Origin of the sequence: Citrobacter sp. C6_1, from assembly GCF_014596835.2 — a bacterium.
Taxonomy (GTDB): Bacteria; Pseudomonadota; Gammaproteobacteria; order Enterobacterales; family Enterobacteriaceae; genus Citrobacter; species Citrobacter pasteurii.
The window spans coordinates 4,396,523-4,415,575 of record NZ_CP115031.1; the positions used below are offsets into that span (position 1 = coordinate 4,396,523).

Genomic DNA, 19,053 nt, shown 5'->3' on the forward strand with positions numbered 1-19,053 from the left:
TTGTTAGTCCTGTTGTTTCGCTTTGGTCGGCAGCCAGAGAGTAAAGACCGCGCCTTTGCCCTCAACGCTTGCCACCTGAATGGTACCACCGTGCTGTTCGACTATGTTCTGCACAACCGCCAGCCCGAGGCCGGTTCCGTCAGCTTTGGTCGTAAAGTAAGGCGTAAAAATGGCCTCCAGCTGTTCCGCTGCAATTCCCTTTCCGCTATCGGCCACCACAATTTTAACGCGTTCGGCGCTGCATTCACTCGCTTCAACCGTAATCGTGCCCTGGCGGCCAATCGCATGAATGGCATTCAGATACAGATTCAACAGGACCTGCGTTAGCCGGTCAGGATCGGCCTGAATGGTTGGTAGTGCAGAATTTATCGTAAACCGTAACTGAATCTCCCGACTTTGAGCATCCTGGCTTACCAGATGCAATGAGTGAGTGATGACCTCATTGAGATCCACTTTCTGGAGCGCAAGGTGCGCGGGTTTCACCAGTTCAAGGAGTTCACTCACCACCCGATTTAAGCGGTCCGCCTCTTTCGCCATGACCTGCGCCAGCTCGTGCGACTCGCCTCCTGCCGGAGTACGTTCGGCAAAATACTTTGCCAGACCTTTGATAGAAGACAGCGGGTTACGAATTTCATGTGCAACCCCTGCCGCCAGATGCCCAAGCGCCATCAGTTTTTCTTTACGCTTCATCGCATCCTGCAGTTCTTTGTACGAACGCTGATAGCGCTGATACCAGAAAAAGGTCAGCACGGTGGCCAGCAACACGGCTGCCAGCGCGGACAGGACAATCAGGGTGTTACGCCACTCTCTGGCCTGAGTCGCTGCCAGTACGCTGGCATCAAAGGCGATAAATATGGTTTGTGCAGGGATGTTAAGCCGTCCGTCATCGCTGGCGCAACGCGCCATGCCATGACGTCCTGGACCATACGTCGGCTGAAACTGGCGATAAATTTCCAGAGCCGGCGTGTTTTCACCGTTCCCCACTGGAATATCAATATTTCGCCAGCTTTCTTGTTCTCCGGGATTAAGCTGCCGCAGGACATCCGGTGAATAGAGCGTTTTCCCGACCATCGCGGAATTGCTGTGAGTGATAATGACGCCATGCTCATCAACAACGGCAAACCATAGCACGCCGGGTTGTACGGCCATTTGTTCCAGCAGCGTCTGCTGTTGAGCATGATGCATGCGCATCCCCATACCTACGCGCGTACCAGACTCCAGAGCACGGATCAGCACGCTGCCTTTTTCCAGTAGCGTTTGCCGTGCAGCACCGCTTTCCCGCCCATAGTCCCGGATAGTCATAATCGAAAACCAGCCAACTAAAATCAGGATTGCCGCCAGCAAGAGTCGGCTCAACCACTTTGCCGCCGTGTCTTTATACAGACGCATATGCTCTCCCTTTCCCACCGTTTCCTTTCGTCGTTTCAGGTATACAGCAGAAATCATGCCATTTTTTACCCCGGATAACCCTGCCCTCAGACACAAACCGCTGAAAGTACCGGGTAAAAATGACCCGCTGGTTACGCCCGGGCGAGTCATTTTTACTCGCTTTGCACCAGGCAAACCACGCGTGATGCCCGTAGAACGGAGATCTCCGGTCTGGCACGGAAGATGCAACAAGGAATGTAAGATAACCAACAGGAGAACGAATGATGAAACGGAATAATAAACTGGCGCTGATTGTACTCTCGCTGATTGCTCTGGGTTCCACCCCGGCGCTGGCACAACATCACTGGGGGTATGGTGATGGTATGCAGCAGCGGGGCGGTGCGCCTATGACCAGCGAACAACAGGCGGTCGCGCAGAAAATCTATGATGATTACTACGCGCAGACCAGCGCCTTACGGCAACAACTGACATCTAAACGCTACGAATACAATGCGTTGCTAACAGCCAGTTCGCCAGATACTGCAAAGATTAATGCGGTAGCAAAAGAGATGGAGTCGTTGAATCAGTCGCTGGATGAGCAGCGCGTTAAGCGCGATGTCGCAATGGCGCAGGCGGGCGTACCTCGCGGAGCCGGAATGGGTTACGGCGGATGCGGCGGTGGTGGCCATATGGGAATGGGTCACTGGTAACAGTATTGCCTGATGGCAGATTATCAGAAGGTTTTGGCTGTAGGCTGCCAGTGACAAAAATCTTCATTAGCGACCAGCAGTAGCTGCGACCCTTCGGGCGCTTCCAGCCATGCCACGCTCACCTCTACGGATGAATGGCTCTGGCGGCGCTCAATATGGTTTATCGCCCACGATTCCAGATCGGGCTTCAGCGTTTCACCCTCACAGGTCGTGACCGTGTGATTCGCATGCCAGCGTCCCTGACGCAATATCACCCGTCCCTGACGCAACGCATCGCTGGTCTGGCGGATTTGATCGGCGCGATAGCGGTAAAGCGCGATTTGATCGCTGGAAAGCTGCTGCTTAAGACCGTCGACTTCACGCTGCATGAAACTCAGTTCGCCCCGGTCATCGAAGCGTATACGGACATGTTCCGGCGGTTTACTGTAAGTGTTGAGTTCTATCAAAGTGAGCGTATCACCCTGCCAGCGGTATTCACTGGTGGTGGTATCGCCTTTACGCCACGGACTAAATACCGAGAGCAAGTGAACATCGTCGCTGGAATCTTTACGCCAGACGCGTACCGCCCCCTGCTCGCCAACATAACCGCTGGCCGTGAACGGAGGAAGTTCGGAATGACGACTACAGGCCGACAGCAACAGCACACCTGAAAGCCAGAGCGTATGACGCCAGATGGACAAAAGGGGCGAAACCGCCCCTTCGTTAAAACTGTTCACTGCCACGCGAATTACTTAACCGCGTCTTTCAGTGCTTTACCAGAAACAAATGCCGGTACGTTAGCTGCGGCGATTTTGATTTCTTTACCGGTCTGCGGGTTACGGCCAGTGCGCTCAGCACGGTGGTTCACTTTGAAGGTACCGAAACCAACCAGTTGTACAGCATCGCCTTCTTTCAGAGACTCAGTAATAGCAGCCAGAGTGGATTCCAGAGCAGCTTTAGCCTGTGTTTTAGACAGTTCTGCTTTGTCTGCAATTACATCAATCAGTTGAGTCTTGTTCATAAGTTATCCTTACAATGTGTTTATCGCTTGCTAAGCATCGAGTGCGACGGAAATGCCAGAAAAGCACTCTCCTGCATACACGCACCGATAGCCACTTTTTTTCGCCCCCCAAATGTAGACCAGACGGGGGGCGGATGGGAAGCCTTCAGGCACGACAAATCAGGCGTTAAATCACGTTTTGTTGTGTCATTGCTGAAAATTTATACCAATATTGCTCTCGCCAGCCTCGCGCAGGTCTGCTCGCAGCCCTTTTATCAGCTCAATATCGCGTTCTTCACAGTCAGCCAAAAGTCGGAATATTTCCCACTGAATATCCCATTCTTGCTCAACAGCAGGGTTTTCTTTTAGCTCTTCATCGGTCATTTCGCGACCGGCCTGGGTCATTTCCAGCATCGCTACTGTGGTAATTGAAGCCTTACTGACTTCAATCGCGTGTTCCAGCGTTTCGCCACTCAGACGTGAATGCATCAGTTCGCTTAATGCCACGCAGGCATCAATCGCAGGATAAACACCGTACAAATCGTAATCATCTGCCGACGGGATAGCCTCTTCAAACTTTTCCAGTTGGCTGTCGAAATTGATTTTGGCATCTTTAACCGTCAGCGCTTCCCAAATCAAATCCAGGATTCGACGATAAATCTGCCCATCGCCAAATTCAGTTTGCTTGCAGAACATCGCGTAGTTGGGATACATGCGTTCGCACAGGCAGGCCATAAACGTAACGTGCTGCCAGCTTTCCAGCTTCTCCAGACGCAAGTGAATCGGGTTTTGTAACATGATGAGCTCTCAAATACGGAAATTAGCCGCAGTTTACCCGATATGGGGCGTTTTGGCTGCAAGCCGCGTAAAAGCCGGGCGTTCAGATGCCACCGCATCTGCCCAGCGCGTTGGTTCCGGCAGACGATAGCCGTTCATACAGCGTTGTACCCATGCCAATGAGCGGTCCAGGCTCACGCGATGACCCGTAGAGATAAACAACGGGTTACAGCGTGCTTTGCTGCGCCAGACCCACGCCAGCTGTTCGCCTTTATCCAGCAACGGCGCTAACGCTCCGGGTTCGGCAGCGAGCGGATCAAACTTGCCGCACAACCGTTTTTTCGCCACGCCAATCGTCGGGACATCCACCAGCAGACCAAAATGGCTGGCTACGCCCAGGCGGCGCGGGTGAGAGATACCGTGACCGTCAACGAACAGCAGATCAGGCTTGTGCGAGAGCTGCTGCCAGGCGGCCATCAACGCGGGTGTTTCACGAAAGGAGAGAAAGCCTGGAATGTAAGGCATGGTGGTGGCGATTCGCGCCACCTTGTATTCAACCAGTTCCAGCGTAGGGTATTTCAGCAGAACCATCGCGGCCCGCGTCACTTCGCCGCCCTGCTCAAACCCCACGTCCGCTCCGCCGATCAGATCCGGCGGATCGTTCTGCAGGCGATCCTCGCGGATCACTGAAGAGGCCAGTTCAAGCTGCTGCGCGCGCAGCGACGCGAGATCCATTAGCGGTGGTACTGCGACGACAGGCGATGTACCGCCTCGACAAAGACGCCCGCATGTTCTGGCGGTACGTCCTGATGAATGCCATGGCCCAGGTTAAAGACATGACCTTCACCCTGACCAAATCCGGCCAGAATCGTCGCAACCTCTTCTTCGATACGGGCTGGCGGCGCATACAGCATGGACGGATCCATATTGCCCTGCAGCGCCACTTTATGACCCACACGACGACGCGCGTCGGCAATGTCAGTGGTCCAGTCGAGGCCTAACGCATCACAGCCGGTTTCTGCCATCGCTTCCAGCCACTGGCCGCCGCCTTTGGTGAACAGCGTCACCGGTACACGACGACCGTCGTTCTCGCGCAGCAGGCCATCGACGATTTTGTGCATGTAGTACAGGGAGAACTGCTGATAGTCACGACCGGTCAACACGCCGCCCCAGGTGTCGAAAATCATCACTGACTGCGCGCCCGCTTTGATCTGCGCGTTCAGGTACAGCGTGACGCTCTTCGCCAGCTTATCCAACAGCAGATGCAGCGCTTGTGGATCGGCGTACATCATCTTTTTAATCACGGTGAAGGCCTTGCTGCTACCACCTTCGACCATATAGGTCGCCAGCGTCCACGGGCTACCGGAGAAACCGATCAGCGGCACCTCACCTTTCAGTTCACGGCGAATCGTGCGCACCGCATTCATCACGTAACCCAGCCCATCTTCCGGGTCCGGGATCGGCAGTTTGTCGACGTCAGCCTTGCTGACAATCGGCGAGGTAAAGCGTGGGCCTTCTCCGGCTTCAAAATACAGCCCGAGTCCCATCGCATCGGGAATCGTCAGGATATCCGAGAAGAGGATCGCGGCATCAAGCTTATAACGACGCAGCGGCTGCAGCGTGACTTCGCAGGCCAGCTCGGCATTTTTGCACAATGCCATAAAATCGCCCGCCTCGGCGCGCGTGGCTTTATATTCCGGTAGATAGCGGCCCGCCTGGCGCATCATCCATACCGGAGTGACATCAACGGGCTGGCGCAGCAGCGCACGCAGATAACGATCGTTCTTCAGTTCGGTCATTTTTGCAGTTCCTTATTGCGTCAGTCCATCAGTGTATCATCACTCGTTCTTTACTCGTACTCAGCCCGACACATTGCCACAGTGTCTTCAATTAATCGACGCGCGACGGTGCCTGGCGGGGGAAGCAGCGGTAAATCGTCGTAGCGATACCAGTTCGCTTCCAGCAGTTCTTTCGGGTCGATAACAATCTCCCCGCTATCATACTCTGCCATAAATGCGGTCATCAAAGACTGTGGGAACGGCCACGGCTGAGAAGTGACATAGCGCAGGTTTTTCACCTTAATGCCGCTCTCTTCCATGACTTCACGTGCCACCGCCTGCTCGAGTGTCTCGCCCACTTCGACAAAACCCGCCAGCACGGTATGCACGCCATTGCGATGGCGAACGTGCTGGGCCAGCAGAATGGAATCATCACGACGAATAGCAACGATAATGCAGGGGGCAATTTGCGGGTAGTAGCGTTCCCGGCAGTGGCTGCACAGCATCGCCCATTCCGTTTTACTTGGGTACATCGTGTGCCCGCAGTAGCCGCAGAATTTATGCGAGCGGTAAAACTCGGCCAGCTGTACGCCGCGTCCGGCCAGTTGAAACAGGCCAACATCCTGGTCAATGACCTGGCGCACTGACCCCATATCGTGTCGACGTTGCTGCTGCACCAGCCAGACCGTCTCCCCTTCCCATTCGCCGATAGGAAGTGCGCGCTGCCCGATCAAATCAAAACGTGCTGCGTCGCCGTGAGGCAGTTCGCCATGAGGCAACCATAACTTTTGCTCATGGCTGACAATCCACCAGCCGCTATCTAATTTTTCAATTATACGATCCATATCTCTTGCGCAACCTTTGCTTCACAGGCATGTTGTTTACATTATTTTTACATTTATGGGTGAGCAGTTCCTAAACACCATCTTGCGGAGTCAATCATGCTAAACCAGCTGGAAAGCCTGACGGAGCACGTCGGAGGAAGTAATAAACTGGTTGATCGCTGGCTACATGTACGTAAGCACCTGCTCGTGGCTTACTACAATCTGGTTGGCATTAAGCCTGGCAAAGAATCGTACATGCGGCTCAATGAAAAAGCGCTGGATGATTTTTGTCAGAGCCTGGTCGATTACCTCTCCACCGGACACTTCAGTATTTATGAACGTATTCTCCATAAATTGGAAGGGAACGGGCAGCTTTTAAAAGCCACAAAAATTTGGCCGCTACTGGAAGCCAACACACAACTGATCATGGACTACTATGACACCAGTCTGGAGACCGCCATTGATCATGATAACTTCCTTGAATTTCAACAGGCTTTATCAGATATCGGCGAGGCGCTGGAGGCCCGATTCGTGCTCGAAGATAAGCTGATCATGCTGGTATTTGATGCGATGCACGAGAGTGGCACTCTCAAACGTCCTGCTTGAGATTTGTCGCATTAACGCGTAGTTTACATTCATTACCTCTAAGACAGAGGTTACTTCTTGTCGGAGTGCTTATTTTCCACAACAGCATGAGTGGAAAAGGCTGAGACCGTTAATTCGGGATCCGCGGAACCTGATCAGGTTAAAACCTGCGAAGGGAACAAGAGTCAATCTGCAATAGCATCGCCCCCGGGCGAGCTTATCTCTTGCTTCATCCGTCGTCTGACAAGCCATATCCTGACTTTTATTTGGAATGAGCTATGTCTGCCACTACTAAACCATCACGCCGCGAACAGCGCGCTCAAGCCCAACACTTTATCGATACCCTGGAAGGGACCGCCTTCCCTAACTCAAAACGCATTTATATTACCGGTTCGCAGCCGGATATCCGCATTCCGATGCGCGAAATTCAGCTCAGCCCAACGCTGATTGGCGGTAGCAAAGACAACCCGCAGTTCGAAGAGAACGAAGCCGTTCCGGTATACGACACCTCCGGGCCGTATGGCGATCCTGACGTAGCGATTAACGTCCAGCAGGGTCTGGCGAAACTGCGCCAGCCGTGGATTGCTGCGCGTAACGACAGCGAAGAATTAGACGACCGCAGCTCCGCTTATACCAAAGAGCGCCTGGCCGACGATGGCCTGGACGAGCTGCGTTTTAGCGGCCTGCTGACGCCTAAGCGCGCCAAATCTGGTAAGCGCGTGACCCAACTGCACTACGCCCGCCAGGGGATCGTAACCCCGGAGATGGAGTTTATCGCCATCCGAGAAAACATGGGCCGCGAGCGTATTCGTAGTGAAGTGCTGCGCCACCAGCATCCGGGGATGAACTTTGGCGCGCGCCTGCCGGAAAACATTACGCCGGAATTCGTGCGTGATGAAGTGGCCGCGGGCCGGGCGATTATTCCTGCTAACATCAACCACCCGGAATCCGAGCCGATGATCATCGGCCGCAACTTCCTGGTGAAGGTGAATGCCAACATCGGTAACTCGGCGGTCACCTCCTCTATCGAAGAAGAGGTCGAAAAACTGGTATGGTCAACGCGCTGGGGCGCAGACACGGTGATGGATCTCTCCACCGGCCGCTATATCCACGAAACCCGCGAGTGGATCCTGCGTAACAGCCCGGTGCCGATCGGTACCGTACCGATCTACCAGGCGCTGGAGAAGGTCAATGGGATCGCCGAAGATCTCACCTGGGAAGCGTTCCGCGATACGTTGCTGGAACAGGCCGAACAGGGCGTCGACTACTTCACCATCCATGCCGGCGTGCTGCTGCGCTACGTGCCAATGACCGCTAAACGCCTGACCGGTATTGTCTCGCGCGGCGGTTCGATCATGGCGAAATGGTGCCTCTCGCATCACAAAGAGAACTTCCTGTTTGAACATTTCCGTGAGATTTGCGAAATCTGCGCCGCCTACGACGTTTCACTCTCTCTTGGCGATGGTCTGCGCCCTGGTTCGATTCAGGATGCCAACGACGAAGCGCAGTTCTCCGAACTGCATACGCTGGGCGAGCTGACCAAAATCGCCTGGGAATACGACGTGCAGGTGATGATTGAAGGCCCGGGACATGTGCCGATGCATATGATCCAGCGCAACATGACCGAAGAGCTGGAGCACTGCCACGAGGCGCCGTTCTACACCTTAGGGCCGTTGACGACAGATATCGCGCCGGGCTATGACCACTTCACCTCCGGCATTGGCGCGGCAATGATCGGCTGGTTTGGCTGCGCGATGCTGTGCTACGTCACGCCGAAAGAGCACCTTGGCCTGCCGAACAAAGAAGATGTGAAGCAGGGGCTGATTACCTACAAGATTGCCGCTCACGCCGCAGATTTAGCCAAAGGCCATCCGGGCGCGCAGATCCGCGACAACGCGATGTCGAAAGCGCGCTTCGAATTCCGCTGGGAAGACCAGTTTAATCTGGCGCTCGACCCGTTCACCGCCCGTGCCTATCACGATGAAACCCTGCCGCAGGAGTCCGGCAAAGTTGCCCACTTCTGCTCGATGTGCGGGCCGAAGTTCTGCTCAATGAAAATCAGCCAGGAGGTTCGCGACTACGCCGCTGCACAGACGATTGAAGTGGGGATGGCAGATATGTCGGAGAACTTCCGCGCCAAAGGCGGTGAAATCTACCTCAAAAAAGAGGAGGCATAATGTACCAGCCTGATTTCCCGACCGTGCCGTTCCGCCTCGGGCTTTACCCGGTAGTGGACAACGTGCAATGGATTGAACGCCTGCTGGCAGCGGGCGTGCGCACGATCCAGTTGCGTATCAAAGATAAACGCGATGAAGAGGTGGAAGCCGACGTTATCGCCGCCATCGCGCTGGGGCGTCGCTATGACGCCCGCCTGTTTATCAACGACTACTGGCGGCTGGCAATCAAACATAACGCCTACGGCGTGCATCTGGGCCAGGAAGACCTTGAAACCACCGACCTGAAAGCGATTCAGGCGGCGAGCTTACGCCTGGGGGTTTCCACCCACGATGATATGGAGATCGACGTCGCGTTGGCGGCTAAGCCTTCTTACATCGCACTCGGCCACGTTTTCCCCACGCAAACCAAGCAGATGCCTTCCGCCCCGCAGGGGCTGACACAGCTGGCAAGTCATATTGAACGACTGGCCAATTACCCGACCGTCGCCATCGGCGGCATCAGTCTGGAACGTGCGCCCGCGGTGCTGGCAACCGGCGTCGGCAGCATTGCCGTGGTCAGCGCTATCACCCAGGCAGCCGACTGGCAGGCGGCCACGGCGCAGTTGCTCGATATAGCAGGAGTCGGTGATGAATGACCGCGACTTTATGCGTTACAGCCGGCAGATCCTGCTTGGCGATATCGCTATTGAGGGCCAGCAAAAGCTGCTCGACGGCCATGTGCTGATTGTCGGCCTGGGCGGATTAGGCTCGCCTGCCGCGCTGTATCTGGCGGGAGCGGGCGTCGGCACGCTGACGCTGGCGGACGATGACGACGTTCATCTGAGCAATCTGCAGCGGCAAATATTGTTCACCACCGACGACATTGCCCGCCCGAAAGCGCAGGCGGCGGAACGCCATCTGGCACGTCTTAACCCGGACAGCGAGCTGGTCGTCCTTGAGCAGCGGCTGACAGGCGATGCGCTCCGGCACGCGGTCGCGCGTGCCGATGTGGTGCTTGACTGTACCGACAACATGGCCACGCGTCAGGAAATTAACGCCGCCTGTGTGGCGCTGAATACGCCTTTGGTTACCGCCAGCGCCGTGGGTTTCGGCGGCCAGTTGATGGTACTCACGCCCCCGTGGGAGCAAGGTTGTTACCGCTGCCTGTGGCCGGATGATGTCGAACCCGAACGCAACTGCCGTACCGCCGGCATCGTCGGCCCGGTTGTCGGCGTAATGGGCACCTTGCAGGCGCTGGAAGCCATCAAACTGCTTAGCGGCATTGCGACGCCCAGCGGCGAGTTACGCCTGTTTGACGGTAAAACCAGTCAGTGGCGCAGCCTGGCGCTGCGTCGGGCCAATGGCTGCCCGGTATGCGGAGGGCAACATGCAGATTCAGTTCAATGATGCGCCGATGCAGTGCGCCGAGGGGCAAACCGTCAGCGGGCTGCTCACCGAGCTTAATCAGCTTAAACCGGGCGCGGCGCTGGCGCTCAATCAGCAGATCCTGCCGCGCGAGCAGTGGCAGCAGCAAATCGTGCAGGAAGGCGACCAGATCCTGCTTTTTCAGGTTATTGCAGGGGGTTGATATGTTACGTATTGCCGACAAAACGTTTGATTCACATCTGTTCACCGGTACCGGAAAATTTGCTTCGTCGCAGCTGATGGTCGAAGCGATTCGCGCCTCCGGCAGTCAGCTGGTGACGCTGGCGATGAAGCGGGTCGATTTGCGCCAGCATAACGATGCCATTCTGACCCCGCTTATCAACGCGGGCGTGACGCTGCTGCCTAACACCTCCGGAGCGAAAACCGCTGAAGAGGCTATTTTCGCCGCCCAACTGGCGCGTGAAGCGCTGGGTACCCACTGGCTGAAATTAGAAATCCACCCGGATGCCCGCTGGCTATTGCCAGATCCGATTGAAACGCTAAAAGCCGCCGAAGCGCTGGTGAAACAGGGCTTTGTGGTGCTGCCTTACTGCGGCGCGGATCCGGTACTGTGCAAGCGACTGGAAGAAGTAGGCTGCGCAGCGGTGATGCCTCTCGGCGCACCCATCGGTTCTAATCAGGGGCTGGAAACCAAAGCGATGCTGGAGATTATTATCCAGCAAGCGACCGTGCCGGTGGTGATCGATGCAGGTATCGGTGTGCCCAGTCACGCGACGCAGGCGCTGGAAATGGGCGCCGATGCGGTGCTGGTCAACACAGCCATTGCCGTGGCTGACGATCCGGTGATGATGGCAACCGCCTTCCGCCTGGCGGTTGAAGCAGGTTTGCTGGCGCGCCAGGCCGTGCCCGGCAGCAAAAGTTCGCTCGCGCAGGCCACCAGCCCGTTAACCGGATTCCTGGAGGCTTTCGCATGAAAACTTTCACCGACCGATGGCGACAGCTTGACTGGGACGACATCCGCCTGCGCATCAACGGGAAAACCGCCGCTGATGTGGAACATGCCCTCAACGCTTCACAACTGAGCCGAGATGACTTGATGGCCTTGCTCTCCCCTGCTGCCGCCGCCTATCTGGAGCCGCTGGCACAGCGGGCGCAGAAGCTTACCCGTCAGCGTTTTGGCAACACCGTCAGCTTTTACGTTCCGCTGTATCTCTCGAATCTCTGCGCCAACGACTGCACCTATTGCGGCTTCTCGATGAGCAACCGTATCAAACGCAAAACGCTGGACGAAGATGAAATACAACGGGAGTGTACCGCTATCCGTGAGCTGGGTTTTGAGCATCTGCTGCTGGTCACCGGTGAACATCAGGCAAAAGTCGGGATGGACTATTTTCGCCGCCATCTGCCGGCTATTCGCCGCCAGTTCGCTTCGCTACAAATGGAAGTTCAGCCGCTGGCGACCGAGGAATACGCCGAGCTGAAAACGCTGGGGCTGGATGGCGTGATGGTGTATCAGGAGAGCTATCATGAAGCGATTTACGCCCGCCACCATCTGAAGGGGAAAAAGCAGGATTTCTTCTGGCGGCTGGACACGCCGGACAGGCTGGGCCGCGCAGGGATCGACAAAATCGGTCTTGGCGCGTTGATTGGTTTGTCCGACAGTTGGCGGGTTGATTGCTATATGGTGGCTGAACATCTGTTGTGGATGCAGCAGCATTACTGGCAGAGCCGTTACTCCATCTCCTTCCCGCGTCTGCGCCCATGCACCGGAGGCGTTGAGCCCTCGTCAATCATGGATGAACGCCAGCTGGTGCAAACCATTTGTGCATTTCGCTTGCTGTCGCCGGACATTGAGCTGTCGCTCTCCACTCGCGAATCGCCATGGTTTCGTGACCATGTGATCCCACTGGCGATTAACAACGTCAGCGCCTTCTCAAAAACCCAGCCCGGCGGTTATGCCGATAACCATCCTGAACTGGAACAGTTCTCTCCGCACGACGATCGTCGCCCGGAAACCGTGGCTGAAGCACTGATGGCGCAGGGATTGCAGCCCGTGTGGAAAGACTGGGACAGCTATCTGGGACGCGCGGCACAGATGCCCTAAGTCCAACGCTATTGCATAAACAAAAAAACCCGCTTTCGCGGGTTTTTCTTCACTGGCACTTAACTGCTCAGGCTCTGGCCTTCATCGCTATCGTAAGCGTTCGTGAGATTATCGGCAATTACAGCGCGATAACATTAACAGCAGACGGGCCTTTAGCGCCGTTCTCAACAGAGAACTCCACTTTTTGACCTTCGTCTAACGTTTTAAAATCGTTACTCTGGATAGCGGAGAAATGCACAAACACATCCTTGCTACCGTCCTGAGGAGTGATAAAGCCGAAGCCTTTATCAGAGTTAAACCATTTTACTAAACCAGTCATTTTGTTAGACATAGATACTTCCTTTCATGTTTTTGAGCCGCTTATGCAGCGAAGATGGCCTGTTTTGCAGAAATTAACTTATGGGGCACTTAGGGAGGAGGCTCATGAAGAAGAGTATCTGAGGATAACGCTTGAACTGAGAACTGCTTTACTAAAACTGCTTACATAAGGTCTGTGTTCCAAACCGATGCCATTATAGTAGACTTGCTTCTAATCATTATGCAAGCATTAATTTATTTAATATCCATCAACAGGTGAAATGTTGAGCCGGGGCGGTTGCGCGAAAAGGTAGCTTATTGATATATAAATAATAAAAGCCCTGACCGTTGCAGCCAGGGCTTTAAGTTACTACAAACTTCAGATTTAACATTACTAGACTTAACAATTTTGTACTGCTGTTGATACTACATTTTAAATGTACACGTTTATCACAGATAATATTGGATGCTGATACTGACTAACACTTTCCTCTATTTATCGTTAAATAAACCCAGCCAGCTTGATAATAAAACTCAAGAATGGCGACCTAAACAAGTACACTTCCCCTTGCGACATATACTCTTTGATGCGTGGCCTTACTTCCCTTGCAAGCTCTCATGAAAGCAACCTGCCAACATTAACTATTAAATCATGGCCTTACATCGTCGCACTTTTTTCACTACTTTGCGATTAGATAAATCAACTACAGAGCCTGAAAACATTGTCGATGTGCAAAGATAATAGCTTCAGCATCGACTATCCCATACAACAGAATATTTCGTGGCCCTTATCGCAACCCCCTATCAAACTCTACTAACGCTTACTAATTTAACAGCAAATGACTATTTCTCCGCTGTTAAGTATTAACATACGGGTTTAAAAAACAGTGTCAATACTGTTTTTAATAACATGTCTTTATTGACAGTAATTATTAATATCTACGCCTGAACACTATGGGAAAAACTGCTTTTTGGGTCAGACCAGACCGGTCTGAGCACCTTTTGTAACCGGTTTCAGAAAAAATGGCATTTCTTTGTGATGCCAGACACACAATCGTCGCAAAGCGGTTGTTGCTGTTGCCCGCACGAGATAATTATCAATAAATACCCGTTGATCGAGACTGCTTATGAAAAACATCGTTTTATGCTGTGCCGCCGGAATGTCCACCAGCATGCTGGTGCAAAGGATGAAAGATGCCGCCCAGAAAAAAGGGGTCGACGTCACTATCAAAGCGGTCCCGGTAGCTGAGTTTGCAGAGAATATCGCCACTGCGGATATCGTGTTGCTCGGTCCACAGGTTAAGTATGAGCAGGCCAAGCTGCAGGCGCTTGCTGACCCGTTAGGTAAAAAGGTCGCGGTGATCGATATGATGGATTACGGCATGATGAAAGGTGATGCCGTACTGGATAAAGCACTGAAACTGCTGGAGTAACGGCATGGAAGAGTTAGAAACAATCATCATGGAATTACTCGTGAATGCGGGTGCTGCCCGCAGCCAGGCTCTGACGGCGCTACAACTGGCGCGTAAAGGTGATTTCACCGGTGCAGAACAAGCGATGACGGAATCACGCGAGTACGTTAAACAAGCGCATAAGATCCAGACCCAACTGATCGGTATCGACGAAGGTACCGGCAAGCTACCGGTCAATCTCATCACCGTCCATTCGCAGGACCATTTGATGAACGCGATGGTGATTCAGGATCTGGCGGGCGATATGATTGAGCTTTATCGGCGGTTACCGCCTGCCAGTTAACAGACATAAAAAAACCCGCCGAAGCGGGTTTTTTATTAGGGTCAGCAACGATTAATCGTTGTCAGAACCGCCCAGACCTGCGTTCAACAGTTCTGCCAGGCTGGCAGACGCATCTTCAGCAGTGACCTGCGGTGCAGCTGGCAGTTCACCCGCTGCGCGACGGCGCATACGATCCTGGTGGTACGCGTAACCGGTACCTGCCGGGATCAGACGACCCACGATGACGTTCTCTTTCAGACCGCGCAGTTCATCACGTTTACCCGCAACAGCGGCTTCGGTCAGGACACGCGTGGTTTCCTGGAACGATGCTGCAGAGATGAAGGACTCGGTTGCCAGAGACGCTTTGGTGATACCCAGCAGATCGCGGGAGAATGTTGCACCCACTTTGCCGTTCGCTTCCAGCTCGCGGTTAGCGATCTTGACGCGAGAGTATTCAACCTGCTCGCCTTCGAGGAAGTCGGAGCTACCCGCATTTTCGATGGTGGCTTTACGCAGCATCTGACGAACGATAACTTCGATGTGTTTATCGTTAATCTTAACACCCTGCAGACGGTATACGTCCTGAACTTCGTTAACGATGTAACGAGTTACAGCATGTACACCACGCAGACGCAGGATGTCGTGCGGCGCTTCCGGACCGTCGGAAACCACGTCACCACGTTCTACACGTTCACCTTCGAACACGTTGAGCTGACGCCATTTCGGAATCATCTCTTCGTACGGTTCGCTACCGTCTACCGGGGTGATAACCAGACGACGTTTCCCTTTAGTTTCTTTACCGAAGGAAATGATGCCGCTGATTTCTGCCAGGATAGCCGGCTCTTTCGGACGACGTGCTTCGAACAGGTCCGCAACGCGCGGCAGACCACCGGTGATATCCTTGGTACCGCCGGATTCCTGCGGAACACGCGCCAGAGTGTCACCAGAGCTGATCTGTACGCCATCTTCCAACTGAACAATCGCTTTACCCGGCAGGAAGTACTGAGCCGGCATATCGGTGCCTGGGATCAGAACGTCGTTGCCCTGAGCATCAACAATTTTCAGTGCCGGACGCAGGTCTTTACCACCCGCAGTACGCTCTGCAGAATCCAGAACCACCAGAGAAGACAGACCGGTCAGCTCGTCGGTCTGACGAGTAATGGTCTGGCCGTCGATCATGTCAGTGAAGCGGACGAAACCACTCACTTCGGTGATAACCGGCATGGTGTGCGGATCCCAGTTCGCTACGGTTTCGCCGCCAGCAACCTGTTCGCCATCACCCTTCGCCATAACGGAGCCGTAAGGCACTTTATAGCTTTCTTTGGTACGGCCGAATTCGTCGATCAGTTTCAGTTCGGTGTTACGTGAGGTGATAACCAGTTTACCGCTGGAGTTCACAACCGACTTCGCATTGCTCAGACGGATGCTACCTTTGTTTTTCACCTGGATGCTGGATTCAGCAGCCGCACGAGATGCCGCACCACCGATGTGGAACGTACGCATCGTCAGCTGTGTACCCGGTTCACCGATGGACTGTGCCGCGATAACGCCGATTGCTTCACCTTTGTTGATGATGTGGCCACGCGCCAGGTCACGACCATAGCAGTGCGCACATACACCAAAGTCGGTGTCACAGGATACAACGGAACGGACTTTGACGGAGTCAACGGAGTTCTCTTCCAGCAGGTCACACCACTGTTCGTGCAGCAGCGTGTTGCGTGGAACCAGAATATCCGCCGTACCCGGCTTCAGAACGTCTTCAGCAGTCACACGACCCAGAACGCGATCGCGCAGCGGCTCTTTAACGTCACCACCCTCGATAACCGGGGTCATGGTGATGCCTTCCAGCGTGCCGCAATCGTCTTCAGTAACCACCAGGTCCTGCGCAACGTCAACCAGACGACGAGTCAGATAACCGGAGTTCGCTGTTTTCAGTGCGGTATCCGCCAGACCTTTACGCGCACCGTGAGTAGAGATGAAGTACTGGAGTACGTTCAGACCTTCACGGAAGTTCGCGGTGATTGGCGTTTCGATGATGGAGCCATCTGGCTTCGCCATCAGACCACGCATACCAGCCAGCTGACGAATCTGTGCTGCAGAACCACGCGCACCGGAGTCGGCCATCATGTAGATGCTGTTGAAGGAAACCTGCTGCTCTTCTACGCCGTCACGGTTAATAACAGTTTCGGTTTGCAGGTTATCCATCATCGCTTTGGATACACGATCGTTCGCCGCAGCCCAGATATCGATAACTTTGTTATAGCGTTCGCCCGCGGTTACCAGACCAGACTGGAACTGCTCCTGGATCTCAGCAACTTCAGCTTCCGCTTCAGAGATGATCTCGTGTTTCTTCTCTGGGATGACCATGTCATCAATACCAACAGATGCACCTGAACGTGCTGCATAAGCAAAGCCAGTGTACATCGTCTGGTCAGCAAAAATAACGGTCGGCTTCAGGCCCAGAATGCGGTAACAGGTGTTCAGCATTTTGGAGATAGCTTTCTTGCCCAGCGCCTGGTTGACGATGGAGAAAGGCAGACCTTTCGGTACGATCATCCACAGAATGGCACGGCCAACGGTCGTGTCTTTCAGGCTGGTTTTCGCAACGAATTCGCCGTTTTCATCTTTTTCGTATTCGGTGATACGCACTTTAACGCGCGCATGCAGAGAGGCCAGACCTGCGCGATAGATACGCTCAGCTTCTTTCGGGCCAGTCAGCACCATGCCTTCGCCTTTGGCGTTAACACAGTCACGGGTCATGTAGTACAGACCCAATACAACGTCCTGAGACGGAACGATGATAGGTTCGCCGTTCGCCGGAGACAGGATGTTGTTGGTAGACATCATCAGCGCACGCGCTTCGAGCTGGGCTTCCAGCGTCAGCGGTACGTGAACAGCCATCTGGTCACCATCGAAGTCGGCGTTATATGCCGCACAAACCAGCGGGTGCAGCTGGATAGCTTTACCTTCGATCAGTACCGGTTCAAATGCCTGGATACCCAGACGGTGCAGGGTTGGTGCACGGTTCAGCAGTACCGGGTGTTCGCGGATAACTTCGTCCAGGATATCCCAAACGACAGCTTCTTCACGCTCAACCATTTTCTTCGCGGCTTTGATGGTGGTGGCGAGGCCACGCAGTTCCAGTTTGCCGTAGATGAACGGTTTGAACAGTTCCAGTGCCATTTTCTTCGGCAGACCGCACTGATGCAGACGCAGGTATGGACCTACGGTGATTACAGAACGACCGGAGTAGTCAACACGCTTACCGAGCAGGTTCTGACGGAAACGACCCTGTTTACCTTTGATCATATCAGCCAAAGATTTCAGAGGACGTTTGTTAGAACCGGTGATCGCACGACCGCGACGACCGTTATCCAGCAGGGCGTCAACCGCTTCCTGCAGCATACGTTTTTCGTTGCGTACGATGATATCCGGCGCAGCCAGATCCAGCAGACGTTTCAGACGGTTGTTACGGTTGATCACGCGACGATACAGATCGTTCAGATCTGAGGTTGCGAAACGACCACCATCCAGCGGAACCAGCGGACGCAAATCTGGCGGCAGAACCGGCAGAACGGTCAGGATCATCCACTCTGGCTTGTTGCCAGACTGTACGAAGGCTTCCAGCAGTTTGATACGCTTGGTCAGCTTTTTACGCTTGGTTTCAGAGTTGGTTTCGTTCAGCTCTTCGCGCAGAGTTTCACACTCTTGCTCCAGATCCATGCTCTTCAGCAGGGCCTGGATTGCTTCCGCACCCATCTTCGCGTCGAATTCGTCACCGAACTCTTCCAGCGCGTCCAGATACTGCTCTTCAGTCAGGATCTGTTGACGTTCCAGGTTGGTCATACCGCCTTCGATAACAACATATGATTCGAAGTACAGTACGCGTTCGATATCACGCAGCGGCATATCAAGCAGCAAACCGATACGGGACGGCAGAGATTTCAGGAACCAGATGTGCGCAGTCGGAGACGCCAGCTCGATGTGGCCCATACGCTCACGGCGTACTTTAGTCTGGGTCACTTCAACGCCGCACTTCTCACAGATCACACCACGGTGTTTCAGGCGCTTGTACTTACCGCACAGGCACTCGTAGTCTTTTACCGGCCCAAAGATACGGGCGCAGAAAAGGCCGTCACGTTCAGGTTTGAACGTACGGTAGTTGATGGTTTCCGGCTTCTTAACTTCACCGAAAGACCATGAACGGATCATGTCTGGCGAGGCCAGAGCAATTTTGATCGCATCAAACTCTTCGGTTTTAGTCTGCGCTTTCAGAAACTTTAATAAATCTTTCACGGATTTGCTCCCGTCGGAGTTAGCACAATCTGGCGCTGGCTGTTACGCCAGCACCAGTG

At 54.1% G+C, this 19,053-nt stretch carries 19 protein-coding genes and 1 riboswitch; of the genes, 10 read left to right on the forward strand and 9 right to left on the reverse strand.

The window, feature by feature from the left end; genetic code table 11:
• Nucleotides 1–3: 3 nt before the first annotated feature.
• A complete protein-coding gene (gene zraS / locus IB196_RS21020; RefSeq protein WP_040230809.1) occupies nucleotides 4–1,389 on the reverse strand; it encodes a two-component system sensor histidine kinase ZraS in 1,386 nt (461 codons plus the stop codon).
• Between the two features lie 263 nt (nucleotides 1,390–1,652).
• Between zraS and zraP the strand changes: the two genes are divergently transcribed.
• The gene (gene zraP, locus IB196_RS21025; protein ID WP_149691959.1) at nucleotides 1,653–2,078 is read left to right on the forward strand and encodes a zinc resistance sensor/chaperone ZraP; all 426 of its coding nucleotides are present in this window, start codon (nucleotides 1,653–1,655) and stop codon (nucleotides 2,076–2,078) included.
• Between the two features lie 23 nt (nucleotides 2,079–2,101).
• Here the strand turns inward: zraP and IB196_RS21030 are convergent, their stop codons facing one another.
• From IB196_RS21030 to nudC, 6 genes are all read right to left on the reverse strand, one after another.
• Nucleotides 2,102–2,794, reverse strand: a complete 693-nt coding sequence (locus IB196_RS21030) for a DUF1481 domain-containing protein (RefSeq protein WP_005132858.1) — start codon at nucleotides 2,792–2,794, stop codon at nucleotides 2,102–2,104.
• Between the two features lie 11 nt (nucleotides 2,795–2,805).
• Complete coding sequence (hupA, locus tag IB196_RS21035) at nucleotides 2,806–3,078, reverse strand: nucleoid-associated protein HU-alpha (RefSeq protein ID WP_001044509.1); 273 nt, start codon at nucleotides 3,076–3,078, stop codon at nucleotides 2,806–2,808.
• A gap of 186 nt (nucleotides 3,079–3,264) precedes the next feature.
• The gene (locus IB196_RS21040) at nucleotides 3,265–3,855 is read right to left on the reverse strand and encodes a YjaG family protein (protein WP_003842015.1); all 591 of its coding nucleotides are present in this window, start codon (nucleotides 3,853–3,855) and stop codon (nucleotides 3,265–3,267) included.
• Nucleotides 3,856–3,888: 33 nt separating this feature from the next.
• Entirely contained in the window at nucleotides 3,889–4,569 is a 681-nt protein-coding gene (gene nfi / locus IB196_RS21045) for a deoxyribonuclease V (protein ID WP_005132865.1), read from the reverse strand.
• On the reverse strand, nucleotides 4,569–5,633 hold the full coding sequence (gene hemE, locus IB196_RS21050) for a uroporphyrinogen decarboxylase (RefSeq protein ID WP_005132867.1): 1,065 nt from the start codon (nucleotides 5,631–5,633) through the stop codon (nucleotides 4,569–4,571). Before hemE ends, nfi begins: the two co-directional genes overlap by 1 nt.
• 50 nt (nucleotides 5,634–5,683) lie before the next feature.
• Entirely contained in the window at nucleotides 5,684–6,457 is a 774-nt protein-coding gene (nudC, locus tag IB196_RS21055) for an NAD(+) diphosphatase (RefSeq protein WP_005132869.1), read from the reverse strand.
• Between the two features lie 96 nt (nucleotides 6,458–6,553).
• Here nudC and IB196_RS21060 point away from each other — a divergent pair, with 96 nt between their 5' ends.
• From IB196_RS21060 to thiH, 7 genes are all read left to right on the forward strand, one after another.
• Nucleotides 6,554–7,042, forward strand: a complete 489-nt coding sequence (locus tag IB196_RS21060; RefSeq protein ID WP_005132871.1) for an Rsd/AlgQ family anti-sigma factor — start codon at nucleotides 6,554–6,556, stop codon at nucleotides 7,040–7,042.
• Between the two features lie 51 nt (nucleotides 7,043–7,093).
• A riboswitch (TPP riboswitch) is annotated at nucleotides 7,094–7,216 on the forward strand.
• Between the two features lie 83 nt (nucleotides 7,217–7,299).
• On the forward strand, nucleotides 7,300–9,198 hold the full coding sequence (thiC, locus tag IB196_RS21065) for a phosphomethylpyrimidine synthase ThiC (protein WP_040230803.1): 1,899 nt from the start codon (nucleotides 7,300–7,302) through the stop codon (nucleotides 9,196–9,198).
• Complete coding sequence (gene thiE / locus IB196_RS21070; RefSeq protein WP_005132875.1) at nucleotides 9,198–9,833, forward strand: thiamine phosphate synthase; 636 nt, start codon at nucleotides 9,198–9,200, stop codon at nucleotides 9,831–9,833. Before thiC ends, thiE begins: the two co-directional genes overlap by 1 nt.
• A complete protein-coding gene (locus tag IB196_RS21075; RefSeq protein WP_005132877.1) occupies nucleotides 9,826–10,584 on the forward strand; it encodes a HesA/MoeB/ThiF family protein in 759 nt (252 codons plus the stop codon). Before thiE ends, IB196_RS21075 begins: the two co-directional genes overlap by 8 nt.
• Complete coding sequence (thiS, locus tag IB196_RS21080; protein ID WP_005132879.1) at nucleotides 10,565–10,765, forward strand: sulfur carrier protein ThiS; 201 nt, start codon at nucleotides 10,565–10,567, stop codon at nucleotides 10,763–10,765. Before IB196_RS21075 ends, thiS begins: the two co-directional genes overlap by 20 nt.
• A 1-nt stretch (nucleotide 10,766) precedes the next feature.
• Entirely contained in the window at nucleotides 10,767–11,537 is a 771-nt protein-coding gene (gene thiG / locus IB196_RS21085) for a thiazole synthase (protein WP_005132880.1), read from the forward strand.
• Nucleotides 11,534–12,667 carry a 2-iminoacetate synthase ThiH gene (gene thiH, locus IB196_RS21090; RefSeq protein WP_005132882.1) on the forward strand — a complete coding sequence of 378 codons (1,134 nt, stop codon included), beginning with the start codon at nucleotides 11,534–11,536 and terminating at the stop codon, nucleotides 12,665–12,667. Before thiG ends, thiH begins: the two co-directional genes overlap by 4 nt.
• Before the next feature lie 118 nt (nucleotides 12,668–12,785).
• Here the strand turns inward: thiH and IB196_RS21095 are convergent, their stop codons facing one another.
• Nucleotides 12,786–12,998 carry a cold-shock protein gene (locus IB196_RS21095; RefSeq protein WP_005132883.1) on the reverse strand — a complete coding sequence of 71 codons (213 nt, stop codon included), beginning with the start codon at nucleotides 12,996–12,998 and terminating at the stop codon, nucleotides 12,786–12,788.
• A gap of 1,093 nt (nucleotides 12,999–14,091) precedes the next feature.
• Here IB196_RS21095 and IB196_RS21100 point away from each other — a divergent pair.
• Both IB196_RS21100 and IB196_RS21105 read left to right on the forward strand, forming a co-directional pair.
• The gene (locus tag IB196_RS21100; protein ID WP_048214121.1) at nucleotides 14,092–14,397 is read left to right on the forward strand and encodes a PTS sugar transporter subunit IIB; all 306 of its coding nucleotides are present in this window, start codon (nucleotides 14,092–14,094) and stop codon (nucleotides 14,395–14,397) included.
• Nucleotides 14,398–14,401: 4 nt separating this feature from the next.
• Nucleotides 14,402–14,719 (forward strand): PTS lactose/cellobiose transporter subunit IIA, encoded by a 318-nt coding sequence (locus tag IB196_RS21105; RefSeq protein WP_005132889.1) that lies wholly within the window; start codon nucleotides 14,402–14,404, stop codon nucleotides 14,717–14,719.
• A gap of 51 nt (nucleotides 14,720–14,770) precedes the next feature.
• Here the strand turns inward: IB196_RS21105 and rpoC are convergent, their stop codons facing one another.
• Nucleotides 14,771–18,994 carry a DNA-directed RNA polymerase subunit beta' gene (gene rpoC, locus IB196_RS21110; protein ID WP_005132891.1) on the reverse strand — a complete coding sequence of 1,408 codons (4,224 nt, stop codon included), beginning with the start codon at nucleotides 18,992–18,994 and terminating at the stop codon, nucleotides 14,771–14,773.
• Between the last annotated feature and the right edge of the window lie 59 nt (nucleotides 18,995–19,053).